A 17,731-nucleotide genomic window follows, 5' to 3' on the forward strand; every position below is an offset into this window, starting at 1 on the left:
TCGCCTACTCTTTAAAAAAAGTGGTGTAAAAAAATGAACATTGTGCTCAGCACGTTAAATGCAAAATACATTCATACAAGTTTGTCGATCCGCTATCTAAAAGCTTATGCCCAGCCTGAATTCACTCCTCAGCTGGCCGAATATACCATTAAAGATCCCGCCATTAACATTGTGAGCGACCTGATGAAGCGGAATCCGGATGTCATTGGCTTCAGCTGCTATATTTGGAACATAGAAGAGACGATTAAAGTGATTGGGATGCTGAAGAAAATCCGGCCTGAATTAGTGATTGTGCTCGGAGGGCCCGAGGTTGCCTATGATGCAGCGGAATGGATGGAGAGGATACCCGGAGCGGATTATATCGTTCTCGGTGAAGGAGAACAAACCTTCAAGCAGCTCCTGCAGGCTATTGAGCAGAATTTGCCGGTCAGTACGGTTAAAGGGGTTGTTTACCGGGAAGATGGAAAAACACGGGTGCAGCCTCAGGGAAATAAGCTCGTTTTAAAAGAGCTTCCATCTCCGTACCGGTTTGAGGAGGACTTGGAAAGCCTTTCTAAAAGGGTCACCTACATCGAAACGAGCAGAGGCTGTCCTTTCAGCTGTCAATTTTGCCTTTCTTCCATTGAAGTTGGAGTTCGTTATTTTGACCGCGAAAAGATAAAGGATGATATTCGCTTTCTGATGGCAAATGGGGCTAAAACCATTAAGTTCGTAGACCGTACGTTCAACATCAGCCGAAGCTACGCGATGGAAATGTTCCAGTTCCTGATCGATGAACACCGTCCGGGGACCGTTTTCCAATTTGAAATAACGGCGGATATTATGAGGCCTGAGGTGATTCAGTTTCTGAACGATCATGCTCCTGTAGGCTTGTTCCGTTTTGAAATCGGTGTTCAGTCGACCAATGATGAGACGAATGACCTCGTGATGAGGCGGCAGAATTTCTCCAAGCTCGCCAGAACTGTAACGATGGTAAAAGACGGCGGGAAAATTGAACAGCATTTGGATTTGATTGCAGGACTGCCTGAAGAGGATTATGATTCCTTTAAGAAAACGTTCAATGATGTTTTTGCGATGAGGCCTGAAGAATTGCAGCTCGGCTTTTTAAAAATGCTCCGCGGAACCGGACTTCGCCTTAGAGCGGATCAGCACGATTATGTGTATATGGACCACTCTCCATATGAAATCCTGAAAAACAATGTGCTGAGCTTTGATGATATATCCAGAATCAAGCAGGTCGAGGATGTTCTAGAGAAGTACTGGAATGACCACCGGATGAATGAAACGATCGAATACCTCGTCCGTCACGTCTTCCCAAGTCCGTTCGATTTCTTCCAGGATTTTGGGACTTATTGGGATGAACAGGGCTGGAGCCGCATCGGACATCAGCTCGAGGATCTGTTCAAGCGTCTGCACAGCTTTATAAAAGCTGCTGCCCCTGAGCATCTGGAGACTGCTGCAGGCTTCATGACCTACGATTTCCTCAAAAATCAGCGCCATAAACCGAGGAAAGCATTATGGGAAGAAGAAGTTCTTTCAAAAGATCACCGGGAACGTTTCTATAAGGAGATCTTAGAGAGACCGGCTGTTCTTGGTGAAAGCTTCACTCTGAAAAAGTGGACTGAAAAGGAGCTGTACAAGCACACCATAGTGGAAAAGCTGCCGTTTGATCTCGCTGCCTACAAAATGGATGGTGTATTCATTTCGAATCCGACATGGGTCCTTTTCCATTACGACCCCGCCTCTGTTACACATGTGTATACAACGAATGAAAGCCCGGATCAGACCCGGGCTGTCTAAAGGTGAGAGCTATGCTCTCACTTTTTCTTTTTGCTGCAAGCAGATTGCTGTTTAAGTTCTTCTTTCAATTCATAAATTTTCCCTTGGTTCGCATCTCCGAATTCACTGCCGAATTCTTCTTCAAGCAAACCAGGATCCATTGGCTTTTTGTGATTTTGCATATCCTTGCTTTTCATATGCTTCCGGCTCATCGCTCATTCTCCGACTGGCCCTGCATTCCTTTTTTTGAATTGCGGTTTGCATACTTTTTAGGGTTTTCATGATTGTACTCTGCAGCAAATTCTGTTTTTGCCATGCTTTCAGACGGTGTGCTGTTGTTTTTTAATGCCTGGTGGTTTGCCGCTTTTCTTTTCATAAAAAATCCCCCCGAAAGTTGTTTGCGGGATAATCCCGCATTACTAGTCTGCTGCAGGGCGCCGGGGTTCATTCTTCCAGATTTTTAGTGCTCCTGGTGTTCATAGGCAATCAGGACAATCTCTTCACCTGTCCGGCTCCTGAAGTCTTCTTCAAATTGCTTGAGCCTGCTTAATTCATCTGACGTTAATTCTGCGACCGGAAACTGCTGATTTTCCAACATGGATCCCTCCCTTCCTTTCCATTGTTGCCTTGGAGAGAAAAAATATGAAAAAGCCCGGCATTAATGCCGGACCTTTTGAAAAGCTCTGTTAAACTTGGCTGTTGATTGCAGCTAGAAGGCGTTCGCTCCAATCAACAGGTGTGAAAAATCAACACTATGCTTTAACAAAGCCTTTTTGAGAAATATTCCAAGGTTCACAATGTTTATTAGAATGGTCCCCAGCAAAGTTATCCGATAATAATCCGTTCTGTCGGATACTTATAATTCGGTTCTTTGTCTCTTTTACCGAGCATCAGAAGAAAGGTCACCATGCCAATTCTTCCTGTAAACATCAGGACGATAATGATCAGCTTTCCAGGGGTGCTCAGGTCAGCAGTGATCCCCAGGGAAAGGCCAGTCGTTCCAAAAGCGGATGAAACCTCGAAAAGAATTTCAAGCATCGAGAACGGTTCGATCGCCATCAGGATAACTGTTGAGAAAAAGCAGATCATCATAGCCAAAATGGTGACTACGAGTGACTTTGTCACATCTGTATGATGCACTTCTCTTTTGAATACTTTTATCGACTTGTTCCCGCGTGCAAAGTGATAGATGAACAGAACATTAAGGGCAAGGGTTGTCGTCCGTATCCCCCCGCCAACAGAGCTCGGTGATGCCCCTATTACCATAAGGAAGCACATAAACAGGAGAGTGGCTTCACTGAATTCCGCTACGTCCATTGTTACCAGACCTCCGCTCCTCGTAGTCGAGGATTGGAACAGAGCGTAGAAAAACGCCTCATGCCAGGATTTCCCTTTTAAAAAATGCTGCGCTTCCAGCAGGATGATCCCAATTGTTCCAAACACGATCAACCCTAAAAAGGTAAGGGAAGTAAGCTTGGAAAACAGGGTAAACCGGTGTTTTTCTTTGTGGAGCAAATAGGCTTTCACTTCAATTAAAACCGGGAAACCGATCGCCCCAAGCGTAAGCAGGAGAATGTTAATGAACTGAATGAAATAGTCCTGCGCGAATGGTTTAAGCGATTCACCCGTAATATCAAAGCCCGCATTAGTCGTAGCACTGACAGAGGCAAAAAAGCCGTGAAGAAACGCATCTTCCCATGCCGGAAAATATTTCAGCATATAAGTGCCGAGGATTAATCCGCCAATCACCTCAATGGCGAGGATCAGGATCAGGATCTGTTTAAGAAGGTTCACAAGGCCAGACAGATTCGATTGATTTTGGTCTGTCATAATGAGCTTGCGCTCTTTTAGACCGATCCTTCTTCTTAACACAAGCCAGATGAATGTGCTGAGTGTCATAATGCCAATCCCGCCAAACTGAAAAATAAAGGCAAGGATGAAGATTCCCGGAGTTGTGAATGTATCGCTGATTGAAATCGTTGTAAGACCGGTTACGCTCACGGCACTGACAGAGGTGAATAACGCATCAATAAATGTCCATGGAGCTTCAGGGTTCCGGGCAAACGGAAGACTTAGAAGCACGATGGATACACTGACAGCAATGAAATAATAAGTAACGATAATTTTAGCAGGCGACAGCCTTTGTTTTCTAAAATATTCAGCAGCTCTCATAGCAAACATCCTTCTAGTTTAATCGGCTTGTTCTATCGTAAAGAATATTTCTCCATAAAAAAAGACTTCCGGTATAAGTTTTTTAATCTTTTTCTGTAAAACGTTTACATAACTGAAAATTTACTTTACAATATGTCACATAGTTATGAGTCTAAATGCCTGTGATTTCTACAAAAACTGACCGAACGGAGCCGAAAGTGATGTTTTTTCAGAAAAATTCCTCAATTGGCCGGAAATATGGCCTAGTCTTCTTCTCCTGTTTGACCCTTATTATTATGGCCTTTGTTTTTATTTTATTTTCCTTATCCTCAGCACTTCAAACAGCCGAAAACGCTCAGCAGAAATCGAATGACGCATTAAAATCAGCTGCAGCCGCCGGAATTTTCAAGCAGAAATATATAGTCATCACCGACTACATAACAAAAGGTGATCCCGCCAGTGAAAAAGCATACGGGGACGAATCGAAAAAGATAAACGGTGTTCTCCGGGAGCTTGACACAGATCGTGAGAATAAAGAGCAAACCGTTCTTATCAGAGCCGCTGCTGCAATGAACAAAGAATTGGATGCTTATTTTGAAAATGAAATCCAGCCGGAAATAAAAGATGCAATGGGCAGCGGAAATGCTGTAGATCCGCTAAAGCAAATTGAATTGCAGAACAGAGCAGCAGTCATAAGGGATGTCGGAATTGAAAAGCTGTCTGCTCTTGAACAGATGCTGTCTGTGGAGCGAACAGCCATGGTAAGAGGAGCAGAGAAAAATTCACAGAAGCAGATTCTGCTATCCTGTGCAATAATAGCTGTTTCTATTATCCTTTCCCTGATCTTGCTGACCATCGTAAGCCGCCGCATCCGCCGGCAGCTTACAATGGCGGTCAATATGTGCCGGGAACTCGCACGCGGGAACCTGATGACTGAGGATCTGGAAATCCGTTCGAAGGATGAATCTGCCGAAATTGCCAAGGCGATGAACACGCTAAAAAGAGAATTGAAAACTTCGATTGCCGGCATCTTTACCCTTTCTGAAAAAGTAAGAAGCATGTCTGTTCACTTAAAGGAGAATGCCGGAACAACTTCTTACGGCACAGAGCAAATCACCGATTCCATTCTACAAGTGGCGTCCGGTTCAGAAAAACAGCTGCAAAGCATAGAGTACGCCTCAGACTCCGCTCACTCAATCGCTGGACAGCTTGCGATTGCAGCAGCACAATCCAGGGAGGCAGCAAGCCTGAGCACCGCCTCTTCCAAAAAGATGGAGCAGGGAAGCCTGCAGGCAAAGCATGTGATGAACCAAATGGAAGCCATACTTGAACGCGTGGAAAAACTGGAACAGACCATTCATGCACTTTCTCATAAATCAGCAGCCATTACGGCAATCACAACGATGATCTCAAGTATTTCTGAACAGACAAACCTGCTTGCGCTCAACGCTGCCATTGAAGCAGCAAGGGCCGGAGAGCATGGGAAAGGTTTTGGGGTCGTCGCCTCAGAAGTGCGCAAGCTTGCAGAACAAACGGCCAGAGCAGCCGAGAGCATTCAGGAAATTCTTCTCACAACGAAAGAAGAAACTGCAAATGCAGAAAAGCTTATGACAGAAAGTTCATCGGCGATTGTAAAAGGCAATCAGCTCGTTCTTGAAGTAGAGGAATCATTCACCGCTATCGTAAAGGATATGGAAAAGCTCGAGGACAAGAGCCGTGAAGTTGAAGCTGCTGTTGCTGCAGCCGGGCAAAAGATGGATGGATTGAATGATTCGACAGGCAGGATTAAGGCCGTCAGCAGGCTTACGAATGAACATATTGAACAAATGGCCGCTGCTACCGAAGAACAAAGTGCGGTCATGCAGGAGATGCTCGATTCCGCCCAGACACTTGCCGAACTCGCAATCGAATTTCGTGATTCGTTTTCAGCTTATCGGATTTAGCCTTCGGCGCCGATGCATTCTTTCTGTTTATTTGGGAGAGTTGCCAGGACAGCTATAAATTGAAAAGAAGCCGGCACGAGGTGCCGGCTTCCTTCGATTGATCAGCGCTGCTCAAGCTTAGCAATCCGGTCCTGAAGATCCGGATGGGTAGAGAACAGAGAGCGTTTGCGTTTTGAATTAATTTTCAATGTGGCTAGCGATGAGTCATCATCTCTTGTGCGCTGTGTATAATGCTGAAGGCTTCTGAGCGCATGGATCATCTTATCTTTACCTGCGAAGTCGGCCCCGCCGCGGTCAGCGTGATATTCACGGTAGCGGGAAAATGCAAACACGACCAGGCTGCCGAGGATTGAAAAGAGGATCTGGAATACGAGGATGGCGATAAAATGGACAACGCCAGCCAATTCTTCACGTACAAACCTTGAAACAGCCCAAGCAGCAATACGGGCGAGGAATACGACGAACGTATTGACGACACCCTGCAGCAAGGTCATAGTCACCATGTCACCGTTCACTATATGAGCAATCTCATGGGCGATGACTCCGTCAATCGCGTCTTCATCCATTTCTTCAAGAAGACCGGTTGAGACAGCTACAAGTGAGCGGCTCTTGGAAGGACCTGTTGCAAAAGCATTTACTTCCGGAGAGCGGTAAATCCCGACTTCAGGCATTTTTCTCATCCCTGCAGTGCGTGCCAGACGATGCACCCGCTCCACAAGGTCACGTTCGATTGGAGATAGAGAGCTGTCAGGCTTTAATACCTGAACTCCCATCATCGTTTTTGCCATCCACCGTGAAATGGCTAGAGAAAACAGAGATCCGGTAAAACCAACGACCGCACTGAATGCAAGCAGGGTCGTGAGATCGATTCCACCCTGAGCCGTCATATAATTGCCAACGCCCAGCACTGATAGGACAATCCCAATCGTTGTAATGACCAGAATGTTGGTTAATATGAATAATCCGATTCGTTTAAACATTTTTCACCTCATAGTTTCAAGTTCATATGAACTTATTATACAATAATTATAATTCCCTTGTTATTGTATGACAAGCAATAGGAATTATGATGATTTTGCCAATGTGCTCATTAAAGAGGTGTGAGATGAGAGAACTTAAATTAACCAGGCTAGAATTAACAAGCCTTCTGCATGCAATTGATCTAAAAAACAAAAGGGAACTTGAAAATCTGGTCAGCAGCTGGAACCGGATTCCTTTCACTTCCCTCCCTGATTTTATTAACAGGGCGCTGAAATCAGAAGGAGTGCTGAACGGATTTTCAACGAATGATATTGTTTCGCTCGGGAATCTGTGCGAACTTACTTCCTTCAAGCCAACGTCTATTCAGAATTGGATCAAACGGGATGTGAAGGATCTGATCGGACCACCTGAATCAGGGAAAAAATACTCCCTGGACCAGGCTGTGCTGCTGCTTATTGTCAGAGATTTAAAATCCACTTACGACTTCAGTACAATCCGCGAAATGCTGAACCGTCTGTTCAATACCATTTCCGACCGCGCAGATGATTTGATCAATCCTGTAGATTTTTATGAAGCCTACTCCGTGGTCCTTGATAAGCTGATGTGCGAGTCCTTTCAATTCCCTCCGGCGGCGGATCTTGAACGAAAGATTGAAATGGAAGCTGAAATTGTCAGATCGGCTTTTCCTTCCTTAACGGACAACGCATGGGAAAAGATCAAACCGGTGCTTGTTTTGACTGTGTTTTCCGTGCTTTATTCACATCTCCTGACAAGGGCAGCCCAGTATAAAGAGAACTTTTTTCCTGATTCATGAGTTTCGCTTTGGTCTGGTCTGCAGATAGAGATCCAGGTCGCCGCTCCGCCCGCTGATGATGTGTTCGCAGATTATTTTCGACAGAACCATACTGTAAACCGTTCCATTGTCTCCGTATCCCATCAGGAAATAGCTTCCGGGCCAATCTTCATACATTCCGATGACAGGCATGCCGTCATGGGTGCCCCCGTAAAGCGCGCCTAAATAATATTCGGCTTTTGCATCGTATTCGGGGAAAAGCTTTTTCAGCTCGCTGAGCAGCTGATTTTTTTTCGTGACCAACACTGCGTCCCGCTCCTCGGGAATATTGGTTGTTTCATCCAGGCCGCCGATAATGATCCTCCGGTCAGGGGTAGTCCTTAAATAAATATACGGCCTTGCAGTCTCCCAGATCAGGCTCTGCTTATGCCACCCATTGAAATCCTTCAGCTGGTTTGTGACAATTGCATATGAACTGTTCATCACGGCATTTTTCTCTTTTTTCAGCTCGATGTTTTCATATCCTCCGCATAAAATAGCATGGCGCGCTGTAATGGTGCGGCCTTTTGAAGTATGAAACATATGCTTGTCTTTACCGGGCTTCATACCTGTAATAGCTGTATTTTCAAAGCAGTTCACTTTGGAACCGCAGCTCTGTATAAGCCCGTGCAGCAATTTATAAGGGTTGCACTCCGCATCATTTAAATAATAGATGGCGGCTTCTTTTGTAAAAGGATAGTGTGCAGCGATTTTATCTGAATCCCAATATTCACACGAAAAACCGTGTTTTTTCAAATAGCCGTATTCTTTTTTGAGTGTGTCTGTGTCTTTTGCATAACTTGCATAGTACAGGCTATCCCGCCTTTTGAATTCCGGATCAACCGGGAGCTGGGCGGATACCTCCTCGAGCTCACTAATGGCTTCCTCACATAGCTTAAGATGACGGACGGCGGTCTTTTCACCAAAGCTGCGGATCAGCTCTGTGAATGTTTTGTCCCCCGCGTATTGAATAAGGGATGTGTTGGTGGAGGTGCTCCCTTCCCCAAAAGTCCGCTTGTCAGCAATGGTTACATTGAGTCCTGCCTTTGCAAGACGGTAAGCACACTGAGCACCGGAACTCCCCCCTCCCACAATCAGAACATCGGTGTCGTGGTCTTCCTCTAATGCCGGATAATGGTTTGGGACAGTATACGTCTCAGGCCAATAAAATTTCCCATATTGAAGATTCATGGACATTCCCCTTTATATTCAGCTGATTGATCTTCTAAAGATCTGGAATGCGCGTGATGCATTTTTATTAGCATTCTCAATAAACGCACCAGCTATAAGCAAAATGAGAAATACCTTCCATGAATAGATTCATCCTTTCGATCAACAATAGGACTACAGCTATGATGGCTGGTGAACTGGAGAAAGGAGGAGAAATATATGGCACGCACGAACAAATTGCTCGTTCCGGGCGCAGAACAGGCCCTGAATCAGTTTAAAATGGAAGTGGCACAGGAATTCGGGGTTTCTCTTGGAAAAGATACAACAGCCCGTTCTAACGGCTCTGTAGGCGGAGAAATGACGAAGCGTCTTATTGCCCAGGCTCAAGGGCAGCATGGAAAAACCGAATAAAACATGAATCAGCCGCCGTGCATTCGCGCACAGCGGCTTTTTATTATGTATTTTATGTATTTGCCTGCAGCCCTCATCTGCTGCCGTACGAGTCGCAATCAGCAGGCAGTTCAGCTTCTGTTCAGGCTTGAGCTTTACTCTGCCGCTCTTTTCAGCAGGAAGCTTGATTCTTTCTGTTCCGGCTGCGAAACTGACGGTTATTTTGAAGGGCGGGACTCAGTCTGGTCCCCTTCCTTTTCCGGAGAAGGCAGTTCTCCCTGGCTCTCTTCCAGATCTGAAGAAGGCAGTTCTCCCTGGCTCTCTTCCTTTTCTGAAGCAGGAAGTTCACTCTGATCCTCTTCCCTATTTGAAGCAGGAAGGTCAGCCTGGTCCTCTTCCGGCGGAGGTGTCTTATTGCTCTTACCGGTTATCCCGCCGGAATCCTTCCTTTCTGTATCCCGCAGCCACTCTGCATACAGGCTGCGGTTCACATCCCCTTTTTCCAGCCTGAAATAGCTCTTCTCGAATTTGCGGTTTGAATTTTCTTTGTCTCTACCGGATTCATTCGGCCTTGAGGGTTTCTCTTTTTTTTTAGGTTCTTCGCTTTCGTATTCCCTGTTTTCCTCTTCGCGGTCTTCTGCTCTGTCATGATCACCGTCTTCGGAATCTTCTTGTTTACCTGGACGGTTTTTCTCATCCTTTGATCCGGTATCCGGCTTAGCATTACCATGAGGCTCTCCAGAACGCCTTTCGTCCCGGGCAGGCGGAGCATCCCGCTCAGGCGGAACTACAGGAGGCTGCTTGCCTTTTTTCTCCATTTCTTTCAATGCATCCGGATCCGGCTCCTGATCCTTTTCCTGAGGCTCCTGATCGCAGTCAGCACATGTATCCTCTTTTTCTTTTGAAGGAACACCAGGTTCTTCCTCTGGTTTCTTAGCAGGGTCCTGCTTCTCAGGCTGTTCCTGCGGGGTTCTTTCTTCCTGTTCAGGGGCAGCTGGTTTATCATTCCCTGAAGGCGGATGATTCCTGATATAGGTTCCTGTGGAAACCCCTTCAGATTTCGCCTTATTTCTCGTATCCATATCCGATTCTGCTGTCTCGACCGTAAGCGGACTTGTTTTAAGTGAGGTTTTGATTAACTGCACCCTGCTTAAAAGGTTCTGCTCAAAAACCTTATCATTTTTCCGGTCAATAATGGTTGTAATCAACACTTCTTTTCCATCTTTAACATATCCCATAGACTGGCTTTGGCTTATGATGCTTTGGACGACAGACTGAAATCCCTCCCCGCTCCAGTCGGGAAAAGTGGCAAGCAGCTTTTCACCGTCTTCATTCAGCGGATCAAGCTTCACAACTTCCATGTCTCCATTGATCGCAAGCTCAAAGCTGGGATTGATATCGATCGTCATATAGGCATACACTTTGTCTGAATTAAAAACCGGATACAGGCTGAAGAAAATTAAAATAATAGCAACGGCTGTAATAAATCCGATCCTTAATTGCTGAAGCACAGACAATCCGCGTCTTAAATAGGAGGAAACCCGGCTGGTCTCAGCCGCCTCAAAGGTGATTTCCTGCCCTAACTGATAGCGGCTGTCAGCATTTCTCGTTTTCACAAAGTGCCCGTCTGTAGTCAGGACAACAGCAACGTTATCCTTCAGATCGATGATGACCCCTCGTTTCATGCTTCAAGCACTCCTTTAATATAATCCTTTAAATAAAGATAGTCCCCAGTCAATATAATTGCCATGGCAATTATGTATTTACGGTTTCTTTCCACTGTCTTCCGGCTTACTGATACAAGCTTTTCCAGCTGCTTGACCGGAAGCTGCTTTTTTTGAAAAAGGATTTTCACCAATTCTTCATTTTCTGCAAGGATCTGGGCAACTTGAATAGCATTCTGCCTTGCATCTACATGTTTGGGGGAATGGTCAATTAAATCTGCAAGGGTCAGATGAAATTCCTTCAGAATTTGCTGAAAGTGAAGGATTTCTTCTTTTCTATGTTCCTGTTCAACAAGCTTTTGATACTCGTCTATGGACAGATCGGCCTCGATCCTGCTCTGGGAGGCTTCACCTTCCTCATGCTCCTGCATATCCATATTGATCGTCTGGGCGTTCCTTGCTTCTTTCCGGATATAATCGATCACTTTTCTTTTAATAATCAATTCCGCAAAAGCAAGCAGAGAATTCCCCCGCTCTTTTGAATATTTTTCAATCGCTTCGTTAAAAGCAATCAAACCAATGCTGAACTCATCGTCAGTCTCATCTATGTACCTCTTGCACACAGAGGAAACAGTTTTAGCTATAAAAGGTTTATACTGGTCAATCAGTTTATTTTGCAAATCCAAATCTCCATTTTGGATTTTGAACACACTGTCTTCAAGGGTATTTTTTTTCCTGCCAAATTTAAATAATAGGCTGAGCAACGGTTTCACCTCAGTTTCTCCCAATCATACTGCGTTAATCATAGCTAAATTATGATATGAGCGCAAAGGAAGAAATTTGGAATTGTCTATATAGACCGCACCATGCCTGCATTCAGTCCTTTTTCACATTCCCTCCAGAGAGAATAAAATGCTGATTTTTTGGGTGTATCACCCTCAAATACAGTGTTCATAAGGGTTCAACACTGCTTCTGTCATCATTTTGTAACCTGTACGCAACATTAAACCGCGAACATGCCCCTTCTTGCAAACCACTAAAAAAGACCAAATTACCCATTACTAATAAACCATTATTATTTGATTGAGATCAGCCGCTCTCCCACCTCCTACTAAAGCTTTCGCTGTTCTGTCTGGATTTGAGGGGTGAGAAGGAAAAAAATACTGAAATAAGTATATATACCCAAAATAACATTTCCCGCCTCCCCGCTCCCTCACTCCCCTTAACAAAGAAAAGCATGCTTTGTCATGATTTTGTAACGAAAGTAAAATATCCTCTACATTTAAGGGCTATTTTCCACTTCCGGCTTTTTAAAAAAAGGTCGGCCCGGTGGCTAAAGTCCTTCCCTGTACTTTCTGCTTCTATTTATGTTTATAGAGATCGTTCCCTGCCTTTGCAGGCTGCCAGGAGGGTAAGTCAGCAATTACTGTTTGAAAGTCAGCAATTATTCCTTTAAAGTCAGCAATTACTCCTTCAAAGTCAGCAATTACTCCTCTAAAGTCAGCAATTATTCCTTTAAAGTCAGCAATTACTCCTTCAAAGTCAGCAATTCCCCTACAAAGTCAGCAATTACTCCTTCAAAGTCAGCAATTCCCCTACAAAGTCAGCAATTACTCCTTCAAAGTCAGCAATTACTCCTTCAAAGTCAGCAATTACTCCTTCAAAGTCAGCAATTACTCCTTCAAAGTCAGCAATTCCCCTACAAAGTCAGCAATTATTACTTTAAAGTCAGCAATTCCCCTACAAAGTCAGCAATTACCCTTCAATGTCCATAGTTCCTCCTTATAAGTCAGCATTCACTCTTCTAATCTCAGCTACTGATCTCTGACTGACCCCTTTTTTAAATTCAGCCATTCTTTCCATGCCATAAAAAGTGCTCAGCACCCAGCAATCAGGCTGTTATGATCAACTACGGCCGCGGATGCGGAGAAATGGTGTTTCAGCAATCTGTCCTGTCAATGACGGGTCTATCAAGCTCCCATCGAGTCCTTCTGCCATTCTCATCCGCGGTGCAGCTCAACATTAGGACTGGCTTCTTTCCGAGTGAATCAGCTTCATTTCCCCTTTTATGATCTGTATCCGGCTGGATGATCCCAGAAAGGTAAAACCCGCTCCAATAAAAAAAACCTGCCGGGGGCAGGTTTTTGGTTATTTATTCGTTTTCGGCTTTCTTCAGTGGCGTTTCATCTGCTTCTTCGTTGGACTCATCTTTTGACAGGAACCAGCCTGCAACGGCAATTCCGACAAGAACTGTCCAGAAGATCCCTTTCCATAGAGGGGACTCTATGAAATGTTTGGAGATTAAAGCGATGTCTTTATGAGCGAGTGTATATAATGCCAGCTTGACCCCTACCCATCCTACAATGGCAAATGCAGCGGATTCAAGGTTAGGCCGTTTTTTCAGAAGTCTGACGAAAGCATTTGCTGCAAACCTCATGATGATAACTCCGATTAAACCTCCGGCAAAGATAATGATAAATTGTCCTCCATCGATTCCTCCGATTTCCGGAAGTCCGCTTGGAGAAAGGGTTACAGCCAGTGCTACTGCTGCAAGGATTGAGTCAACAGCGAATGCAAGATCCGCGAGTTCTACTTTAAGGACAGTTCCCCAGAACCCGGACTGCTTTTTCGGATTGCCGACACCGTCGTCATCTTTTTTAAGTATATGCCTTTTTACAAGGTGATTGATTGAGATGTAAAGAAGGTACAATGCTCCAATTGCCTGCACTTGCCATACATTAACGAGGAAGGAAATGGCAAATAGTGCTCCAAACCTTAATACGACTGCTCCTGCAAGTCCATAAAACAATGCTTTTTTCCGCTGGTCTTCCGGCAGATGTTTAACCATTACAGCCATAACCAGTGCATTATCGGCTGCCAGAATCCCTTCCAGCACAATCAGAATAAGTAATACCCATCCATACTCCAGTAATAATGATGCGTCCATTCTTCTCCTCCTAATAGGTTTTCTCCTCCCAGAAAATCCCATTAGAACAAAACAGACCTTTGCCGCTAATGGGCAAAGGTCTTGCTTAACATGCGAACATTCATGTCAACAAAGCCGATGGAAGTCACTCCATGTAATGACGACTTTGTTCTCAAGCCGCCAGCGGCATTGAGTAGCTACTCCCCTTTGACTGAGAGAAAATATATTATTTACAAATTAATAGTATAGGATACTCAGAGACTTGTCAAACAAAAGCCTGCAGAGTTCTAAAAAGAGGACAACTTCTCATAGGATGGAATGAAAGAGGGGGTGCCATCCAGATGACATGGCTAGAAGCAGCCATTTTGGGGCTGATCCAGGGACTTACTGAATTTTTGCCGATCAGCAGTACAGGACACTTGTATATCGGCCGGAAGATGTTTGGCCTTCAGGACGCGGGAATGTTTTTGGATACCATGCTCCATATTGGCACATTCATCGCCTTAATTGTTTTTTATAAAGATACGTTGTGGAAGATGCTGAAAAAACCGTTTAGCAGGGTTACGCTGCTTCTGTTTGCCGGAACGGTTCCTGCCGTACTTGCAGGATTATTGTTTAAAGATTTTTTTGATGGTCTGTCCAAATCAGGGATCACGATAGGATGGGAATTTCTGTTCACGGCGTTTTTCCTCTTTTTTGCAGAACGCATAGGAAAAGGAAGGAAGCAGCTCGAGGAAATCAGCATTCCGGATGCCTTGTGGATCGGTTCCTTTCAGGCACTTGCGATATTCCCTGCTGTTTCCCGGTCAGGGCTTACCATCGCAGGAGCTTTACTGAGAGGGATTGATAAAGAAACAGCAGCTTACTTTTCTTTTCTGCTATCTATACCCGCTGTGTTTGGAGCACTGCTGTTTCAGCTTAAGGACCTCGCTGAATACTCCGGTCCAGGCATCAGCTTTCTCTCGATGTTTTCAGCTACCGTATCGGCAGCCTTTTTCGGATACCTCGCTGTAGCCTTTATGATTTCTTTTGTAAAAAAGCATTCGATGAAATGGTTTGCGCTCTATGTTTTTGTGCTTGGAACAGCCATTTTACTCCTGCAGGGAGCCGGAATTTTTTAAAGGCGGGATACATAGGGTCCAGCAGCAGGCTTTAAGACAAAGTGATGAGCGAAAACGGTTATGCACACAATAAAGCCCATGAGACACGGGATCTCATGGGCTCTTAACCGTTACTTTGAATGCTTCATGATCGTTCTGAACGCCTGTGCTGCCTGCTTCCAGTTTTTTTCTGTTCCGTACACTGTCTGAAAGAGTGCCTTGAACGGCTTATATTTGCCGCGATACGGGAACCATTGGATCTCCGTGCCTTTTTTTCCCGGATCCGTCATGACTGATTTTTCGTGGCAGAAAATCCGGATTCCGTTTTCTCCATGATAGCTGCCGATTCCGCTTTGCTTCACTCCTCCGAATGGAAGATTCGGATTCATGACCGTCAGCATGACATCGTTGACGGACGCATTCCCCGTTACAATCCGTGATACGACGCGTTCCGCTCTTTCAAGATCCGATGACCAGACACTTGCATTCAATCCGTAAATGGTTCCATTTGCAAGTTCCACCGCTTCCTCTTCTGTATCAAACGGCATAATCGGCATGACCGGACCAAACGTTTCTTCCTGCATAATCTTCATATCCTGCTTCACATCGATCAGAAGAATCGGCCTGATATACATGCTGTCCTCTTCCATTTCTTCCGGAAGGTTCCCGGCCATCAGCTTGGCTCCATTATTGAGCGCATCTGCTACATGCTCCCGGACGGTTTGGATCTGACGGGGATCGGTCATCGTCCCGATGTCATCGTTTAGTGAGCTGCCTTGCTTTAGTGATACAGTCAGTTCCTGTACCTTGCGCACAAATGACGGATACACGGAACGCTGGACATAGACTCTCTCCGTGCTCATGCACACCTGTCCGCTGTTCGTAAACGATCCCCATACCGCCGCTTTCGCTGCCCGGTCAAGATTTGCATCTTCAAAAACGATTAATGGATCTTTTCCCCCGAGCTCAAGGGTAGTCGGGATTAGATCCTTTGCTGCCTGCTCTTGAATCACCTTGCCCGTTTTAACGGAACCGGTAAAAAAGATGTAATCGGGCTTTTCTTTCACGAGCGCTTCTCCAAGTTCCTTCCCGCCTTGGGCAACCTGCACAAGGTGTGGAGGAAAGCCTGCTTCCTTAAACAGCAGTTCGATCAGCTTGCCGGTGAGCGGAGTTACTTCGGAAGGTTTGAGAACTGCAGCATTCCCTCCTGCGAGTGCACTGAGTACGGGAACCATTGCAAGCTGGAGCGGATAGTTCCAAGGGGAAATGATCAGGATGGTGCCTCTGGCCATATATTCAATGTAGCTTTTTTTGCCCCAAAACATCATCGTTGTCGGCTTGTTCTGCTTGCTCAAAGCGGATTCAGCTGTCTTTTCGAGATGCTGAATGAAATCCAGCACCGGCACAATATCTGTTGCCAGAGCTTCCGGTTTCGGCTTGCCTGTATCAGCATGCAGAATCGTTGTCAGCGATTCAAGCTTAGATGCCATTAGAAGCCTTAGCGCTTTAAAATATTCGAGTCTTTCCTTGACCGGCTTGGCGTTCCACAGTTTCTGGGCCTGTTCTGCTTTCTGATAAAGTTCTCCTGCCTGGCTTAACTGAACCTCTTCGATTTCTTTAATTTGCTTTCCTGTTGCCGGGTTGATTGCTTTCAGCATGAATGTTCTCCTCCTTAAGCATGTTGGCTTTCTGATAAAACCGGACAAGATGGCCGGCATAATCCCTCACATTCGGGCACACAATTCCTGAGCCCTTCAAATGCTCCAATAAATTGGAGCAGTCGTAAACCGTATGATATTGAAAATAATCCAGTGCTTCTTTGCGGATGCCGAGCATTTCACAGACTTTTCTTGATGCGAGTGCTTTTTTTGCAGCAGCAGGCGGCAGTCTGCCGAACGGCTCTTTATGAAGGAGTTCCTTCATAAAGAGCCTGTAAAGCTCTCCGATGGATCCTGGTTCAGGATCTGTAACATGGAACGTAATTCCTGCAGCATCCTTTTTCATCGATAAATAAAGGACGGCGGCTGTGAGAAAGTTAACCGGAACCGTATTAAACGGCACCTCTCCAGAGCCAATCATCGGAATGACAGGCAGGTATTTCAGCCGGCTGAACAAATTCAGCATGTAATAAGGACCGTCAAATTTGCTCGTTTCCCCGGTTACGGAATGACCGGTTACGATACCCGGTCTGATAATGACGGCCGGAAGCTCAGGCATGCAGTTGCGGACAAGGACCTCTGCTTCAAATTTCGCTGCTTCATAATGATTTTTAAACCCTTCTGCCGGTTCCAGGTCTTTTTCGAATACCCGCCCTTCTTTTTTGCCGGATACGAAAGCGGTGCTGAAGTATGTAAAACATTCCAATCCAGCCTGGCCGGCCCATTTTAACATGTTCGCCGTCCCTGTAACGTTTACCAGCTCTGCAGATTTTTCATCAACACCCAGGTCGTAAATAGCTGCCAGATGATAAACATGGGTTACTTCCTGCTTCAGCACCTCCATGGATGCCGCTTCGATGCCAAGATGCTCTTTTGTAATATCTCCGGTGATCACCTTTGCTTTTTCCCCTGCAATCCCGGCGAGTTCCTTCTGCGCTGCTTCATAAAAATGAGGAAGCACCAGCACATAGTAAGCATCGAAAGCATTTTGGCGGACAGCTTCCTTGATTAATTCCCTTGAAATAAAGCCGGGAAAACCTGTTATGAAACATTTTTTCATTCCCCCATCCCCTTCTCGAATGAAATTCAGTCCCTTATACCATTCTCCGTAAAGCTTTTTTCCCCTTTCAGACGGAT

The 17,731-nt window shown here is 45.3% G+C and carries 16 protein-coding genes and 1 riboswitch; of the genes, 5 read left to right on the plus strand and 11 right to left on the minus strand.

From position 1 onward, the window contains the following. Positions 1 to 33: 33 nt before the first annotated feature. Positions 34 to 1,800 carry a B12-binding domain-containing radical SAM protein gene (locus GKZ89_RS12875; RefSeq protein WP_155112815.1) on the plus strand — a complete coding sequence of 589 codons (1,767 nt, stop codon included), beginning with the start codon at positions 34 to 36 and terminating at the stop codon, positions 1,798 to 1,800. Positions 1,801 to 1,817: 17 nt separating this feature from the next. On the opposite strand, the gene GKZ89_RS20995 is transcribed toward GKZ89_RS12875, so the two are convergent. From GKZ89_RS20995 to GKZ89_RS12885, 4 genes are all read right to left on the minus strand, one after another. Continuing rightward, positions 1,818 to 1,991: a hypothetical protein gene (locus GKZ89_RS20995; protein WP_164502882.1), complete on the minus strand. Its 174-nt coding sequence runs from the start codon at positions 1,989 to 1,991 to the stop codon at positions 1,818 to 1,820. After that, positions 1,988 to 2,155: a hypothetical protein gene (locus GKZ89_RS21000; protein WP_164502883.1), complete on the minus strand. Its 168-nt coding sequence runs from the start codon at positions 2,153 to 2,155 to the stop codon at positions 1,988 to 1,990. Before GKZ89_RS21000 ends, GKZ89_RS20995 begins: the two co-directional genes overlap by 4 nt. An 84-nt stretch (positions 2,156 to 2,239) precedes the next feature. After that, entirely contained in the window at positions 2,240 to 2,377 is a 138-nt protein-coding gene (locus tag GKZ89_RS12880; RefSeq protein WP_155112816.1) for a hypothetical protein, read from the minus strand. A gap of 227 nt (positions 2,378 to 2,604) precedes the next feature. After that, positions 2,605 to 3,951: a TrkH family potassium uptake protein gene (locus tag GKZ89_RS12885; protein WP_155112817.1), complete on the minus strand. Its 1,347-nt coding sequence runs from the start codon at positions 3,949 to 3,951 to the stop codon at positions 2,605 to 2,607. A 200-nt stretch (positions 3,952 to 4,151) separates the two neighbouring features. Here GKZ89_RS12885 and GKZ89_RS12890 point away from each other — a divergent pair, with 200 nt between their 5' ends. Beyond that, positions 4,152 to 5,873: a methyl-accepting chemotaxis protein gene (locus GKZ89_RS12890; protein WP_162356832.1), complete on the plus strand. Its 1,722-nt coding sequence runs from the start codon at positions 4,152 to 4,154 to the stop codon at positions 5,871 to 5,873. A gap of 101 nt (positions 5,874 to 5,974) precedes the next feature. Here GKZ89_RS12890 and htpX read toward each other — a convergent pair whose 3' ends face one another. Beyond that, on the minus strand, positions 5,975 to 6,853 hold the full coding sequence (gene htpX / locus GKZ89_RS12895) for a protease HtpX (RefSeq protein ID WP_155112819.1): 879 nt from the start codon (positions 6,851 to 6,853) through the stop codon (positions 5,975 to 5,977). A 125-nt stretch (positions 6,854 to 6,978) separates the two neighbouring features. On the opposite strand from htpX, the gene GKZ89_RS12900 reads away from it, so the two are divergent. Beyond that, on the plus strand, positions 6,979 to 7,668 hold the full coding sequence (locus tag GKZ89_RS12900; protein ID WP_155112820.1) for a DUF1836 domain-containing protein: 690 nt from the start codon (positions 6,979 to 6,981) through the stop codon (positions 7,666 to 7,668). Here the strand turns inward: GKZ89_RS12900 and GKZ89_RS12905 are convergent. Further along, positions 7,663 to 8,877 carry an NAD(P)/FAD-dependent oxidoreductase gene (locus tag GKZ89_RS12905; protein WP_155112821.1) on the minus strand — a complete coding sequence of 405 codons (1,215 nt, stop codon included), beginning with the start codon at positions 8,875 to 8,877 and terminating at the stop codon, positions 7,663 to 7,665. The genes GKZ89_RS12900 and GKZ89_RS12905 overlap by 6 nt on opposite strands. 198 nt (positions 8,878 to 9,075) lie before the next feature. On the opposite strand from GKZ89_RS12905, the gene GKZ89_RS12910 reads away from it, so the two are divergent. Next, positions 9,076 to 9,267 carry an alpha/beta-type small acid-soluble spore protein gene (locus GKZ89_RS12910; protein WP_155112822.1) on the plus strand — a complete coding sequence of 64 codons (192 nt, stop codon included), beginning with the start codon at positions 9,076 to 9,078 and terminating at the stop codon, positions 9,265 to 9,267. 197 nt (positions 9,268 to 9,464) lie between these two features. Here GKZ89_RS12910 and GKZ89_RS12915 read toward each other — a convergent pair whose 3' ends face one another. The 3 genes from GKZ89_RS12915 to GKZ89_RS12925 all read right to left on the minus strand — a co-directional run bounded on the left by GKZ89_RS12915 (position 9,465) and on the right by GKZ89_RS12925 (position 13,857). Beyond that, positions 9,465 to 10,931, minus strand: coding sequence for an anti-sigma-I factor RsgI family protein (locus tag GKZ89_RS12915; protein ID WP_155112823.1), 1,467 nt, complete (start codon positions 10,929 to 10,931; stop codon positions 9,465 to 9,467). Then, entirely contained in the window at positions 10,928 to 11,683 is a 756-nt protein-coding gene (gene sigI, locus GKZ89_RS12920; protein ID WP_162356834.1) for an RNA polymerase sigma factor SigI, read from the minus strand. The genes GKZ89_RS12915 and sigI overlap by 4 nt, the downstream gene beginning before the upstream one ends. A gap of 1,379 nt (positions 11,684 to 13,062) precedes the next feature. Continuing rightward, positions 13,063 to 13,857, minus strand: a complete 795-nt coding sequence (locus GKZ89_RS12925) for a TerC family protein (protein WP_155112824.1) — start codon at positions 13,855 to 13,857, stop codon at positions 13,063 to 13,065. An 87-nt stretch (positions 13,858 to 13,944) separates the two neighbouring features. Continuing rightward, positions 13,945 to 14,054: riboswitch (yybP-ykoY riboswitch) on the minus strand. A gap of 123 nt (positions 14,055 to 14,177) precedes the next feature. On the opposite strand from GKZ89_RS12925, the gene GKZ89_RS12930 reads away from it, so the two are divergent. After that, on the plus strand, positions 14,178 to 14,957 hold the full coding sequence (locus GKZ89_RS12930; RefSeq protein WP_155112825.1) for an undecaprenyl-diphosphate phosphatase: 780 nt from the start codon (positions 14,178 to 14,180) through the stop codon (positions 14,955 to 14,957). 110 nt (positions 14,958 to 15,067) lie between these two features. Here GKZ89_RS12930 and GKZ89_RS12935 read toward each other — a convergent pair whose 3' ends face one another. Both GKZ89_RS12935 and GKZ89_RS12940 read right to left on the minus strand, forming a co-directional pair. After that, the gene (locus GKZ89_RS12935; protein WP_155112826.1) at positions 15,068 to 16,594 is read right to left on the minus strand and encodes an aldehyde dehydrogenase family protein; all 1,527 of its coding nucleotides are present in this window, start codon (positions 16,592 to 16,594) and stop codon (positions 15,068 to 15,070) included. After that, entirely contained in the window at positions 16,554 to 17,654 is a 1,101-nt protein-coding gene (locus GKZ89_RS12940; RefSeq protein WP_155112827.1) for an SDR family oxidoreductase, read from the minus strand. Before GKZ89_RS12940 ends, GKZ89_RS12935 begins: the two co-directional genes overlap by 41 nt. Positions 17,655 to 17,731: the final 77 nt, after the last annotated feature.

The sequence above is a fragment of the Metabacillus mangrovi genome (genome assembly GCF_009711125.1).
Lineage (GTDB): Bacteria > Bacillota > Bacilli > Bacillales > Bacillaceae > Metabacillus_B > Metabacillus_B mangrovi.